The following is a 3,647-nucleotide window of genomic DNA, read 5'->3' on the forward strand; positions in this document are numbered from 1 at the left end:
CAGGGGAGACCGATGACCCACAAAAAAGGGGGCGGAGACGCAGAGAAGCCCACCCCTGATGGGGTGGGCTTCTCTGGAAGATTGTCCGGCGGCGTCCTACTCTCCCACACCCTCACGAGTGCAGTACCATCGGCGCTGGAGGGCTTAGCTTCCGGGTTCGGAATGTAACCGGGCGTTTCCCCTCCGCCATGACCGCCGTAACTCTATGAACATATCAAACAACCCCGGCACACAGTCACGGGTGTTCGCTTGTTCAGAGTTGCACAGTGGACGCGTAGCAGCTTAGTAGTCAAGTCCTCGGCCTATTAGTACCGGTCAACTGAACCCGTTACCGGGCTTACATTTCCGGCCTATCAACCCAGTCGTCTAGCTGGGGGCCTTACCCCACAAAGTGGGTGGGATACCTCATCTTGAAGCAGGCTTCCCGCTTAGATGCTTTCAGCGGTTATCCCTTCCGAACGTAGCTAACCAGCCGTGCCCTTGGCAGGACAACTGGCACACCAGAGGTTCGTCCGTCCCGGTCCTCTCGTACTAGGGACAGCCCTTCTCAAGTATCCTACGCGCACGGCGGATAGGGACCGAACTGTCTCACGACGTTCTAAACCCAGCTCGCGTACCGCTTTAATGGGCGAACAGCCCAACCCTTGGGACCTGCTACAGCCCCAGGATGCGACGAGCCGACATCGAGGTGCCAAACCATCCCGTCGATATGGACTCTTGGGGAAGATCAGCCTGTTATCCCCGGGGTACCTTTTATCCGTTGAGCGACACCGCTTCCACTCGCAAGTGCCGGATCACTAGTCCCGACTTTCGTCCCTGCTCGACCTGTCAGTCTCACAGTCAAGCTCCCTTGTGTACTTGCACTCAACACCTGATTGCCAACCAGGCTGAGGGAACCTTTGGGCGCCTCCGTTACCTTTTAGGAGGCAACCGCCCCAGTTAAACTACCCACCAGACACTGTCCCTGAACCGGATAACGGTCCGAAGTTAGATACCCAAATCAACCAGAGTGGTATTTCAAGATTGCCTCCACCCATACTGGCGTATGGACTTCACCGGCTCCCACCTATCCTACACAAGCTAATTCGAGTACCAATGTCAAGCTATAGTAAAGGTCCCGGGGTCTTTCCGTCCTGCCGCGCGTAACGAGCATCTTTACTCGTACTGCAATTTCGCCGGGCCTGTGGTTGAGACAGTGGGGAAGTCGTTACGCCATTCGTGCAGGTCGGAACTTACCCGACAAGGAATTTCGCTACCTTAGGATGGTTATAGTTACCACCGCCGTTTACTGGCGCTTAAGTTCTCCGCTTCGCCCCGAAGAGCTAACAGGTCCCCTTAACGTTCCAGCACCGGGCAGGCGTCAGTCCATATACATCGAATTACTTCTTCGCATGGACCTGTGTTTTTAGTAAACAGTCGCTTCCCCCTGCTCTCTGCGGCCATACAACGCTCCACCCGCGCGGGGCTTCACGTCTCCGGCCCCCCTTCTCCCTAAGTTACGGGGGCAATTTGCCGAGTTCCTTAACCACAGTTCGCCCGATCGCCTCGGTATTCTCTACCTGACCACCTGTGTCGGTTTGGGGTACGGGCCGCTAAGAACTCGCTAGAGGCTTTTCTCGGCAGCATAGGATCACTGACTTCACCTGAATCGGCTCGGCATCACGTCTCAGCCTTCATGTGTTGCGGATTTGCCTACAACACGGCCTACACGCTTACCCCGGCACAACCACCGGCCGGGCTCAGCTACCTTCCTGCGTCACCCCATCGCTTGACTACTACCCATCAGGTTCCCACGCTCCCTCAACTCAGTCCGAAGACCTCATCAAGTTCGGGTGGTTAGCACAACGAGGTTCGTCAGGGACGCTCTTTCGCGGGTACGGGAATATCAACCCGTTGTCCATCGACTACGCCTCTCGGCCTCGCCTTAGGTCCCGACTCACCCAGGGCGGATTAGCCTGGCCCTGGAACCCTTGGTCATCCGGCGGAAGGGTTTCTCACCCTTCTTTCGCTACTCATGCCTGCATTCTCACTCGTGCCGCGTCCACAACTGGGTCACCCCGCTGCTTCACTCGCGGCACGACGCTCCCCTACCCATCCACACACCTGCACAAGGAATCAAGTCCAAGCGAGGATAAAATGTGAATGCCACAGCTTCGGCGGTGTGCTTGAGCCCCGCTACATTGTCGGCGCGGAACCACTTGACCAGTGAGCTATTACGCACTCTTTAAAGGGTGGCTGCTTCTAAGCCAACCTCCTGGTTGTCTATGCGACCCCACATCCTTTTCCACTTAGCACACGCTTAGGGGCCTTAGCTGGTGATCTGGGCTGTTTCCCTCTCGACTACGAAGCTTATCCCCCGCAGTCTCACTGCCGCGCTCTCACTTACCGGCATTCGGAGTTTGGCTGATTTCGGTAAGCTTGTGGGCCCCCTAGACCATCCAGTGCTCTACCTCCGGCAAGAAACACGCGACGCTGCACCTAAATGCATTTCGGGGAGAACCAGCTATCACGGAGTTTGATTGGCCTTTCACCCCTAACCACAGGTCATCCCCCAATTTTTCAACATTGGTGGGTTCGGCCCTCCACGCGGTCTTACCCGCGCTTCAGCCTGCCCATGGCTAGATCACTCCGCTTCGGGTCTAGGACACGCGACTGAATCGCCCTATTCAGACTCGCTTTCGCTACGGCTCCCCCACACGGGTTAACCTCGCCACATGCCACTAACTCGCAGGCTCATTCTTCAAAAGGCACGCCGTCACCCCGCAAGGCTCCGACGGATTGTAGGCGAACGGTTTCAGGTACTATTTCACTCCCCTCCCGGGGTACTTTTCACCATTCCCTCACGGTACTTGTCCGCTATCGGTCACCAGGAAGTATTTAGGCTTACCAGGTGGTCCTGGCAGATTCACGGCAGATTTCAGGGGTCCGCCGCTACTCGGGAACACCCACAGAAGGTCAGCAACTTTCACCTACCGGACTCTCACCGTCTACGGTCAGCCATTCCAGACTGTTCGACTAGCCACTGACTTTGTAACTTCTCGAACAAGTGTCAGCTTGTTCAGCAGGGTCCCACAACCCCGACCACGCAACCCCTGACAGGTATCACACGCAGCCGGTTTAGCCTCGATCCGCTTTCGCTCGCCACTACTCACGGAATCACTAAATTGTTTTCTCTTCCTACGGGTACTGAGATGTTTCACTTCCCCGCGTTCCCTCCACACACCCTATGTGTTCAGGTGTGGGTGACACCACATGACTGGTGCCAGGTTTCCCCATTCGGACACCCTGGGATCACAGCTTGGTTGACAGCTCCCCCAGGCCTATCGCGGCCTCCCACGTCCTTCATCGGCTCCTGGTGCCAAGGCATTCACCGTTCGCCCTTGACAACTTGACCACAAAGATGCTCGCGTCCACTGTGCAATTCTCAACAAACGACCAACCCACAACCCGATCCGCCCCACACCAAACCCGATCCTCAAACCGGCGGTATGTGGGGCCAGGCCATGCCTGGCAGACTCCCAGCCCCCACCAAGGAGGGCCGGCGCGTCTCTGAAACAACAACACAACGGTTGTTCCTTCAGGACCCAACAGGGTGCTCACATCCTCCCCCAGCCGCACCAACAGCAACCGTTCCCACCACCCAAAGG

General features: G+C 56.9%; 2 rRNA genes. Both read right to left on the bottom strand.

The window, feature by feature from the left end:
- Nucleotides 1-83 precede the first annotated feature (83 nt).
- A 5S ribosomal RNA gene (gene rrf / locus ABZU43_RS32985) occupies nt 84-200 on the bottom strand.
- Between the two features lie 85 nt (nt 201-285).
- Nucleotides 286-3,394 (bottom strand): 23S ribosomal RNA (locus ABZU43_RS32990).
- Nucleotides 3,395-3,647 lie beyond the last annotated feature (253 nt).

The organism is Micromonospora sp. NPDC005205 (assembly GCF_040608275.1).
Lineage (GTDB): Bacteria > Actinomycetota > Actinomycetes > Mycobacteriales > Micromonosporaceae > Micromonospora.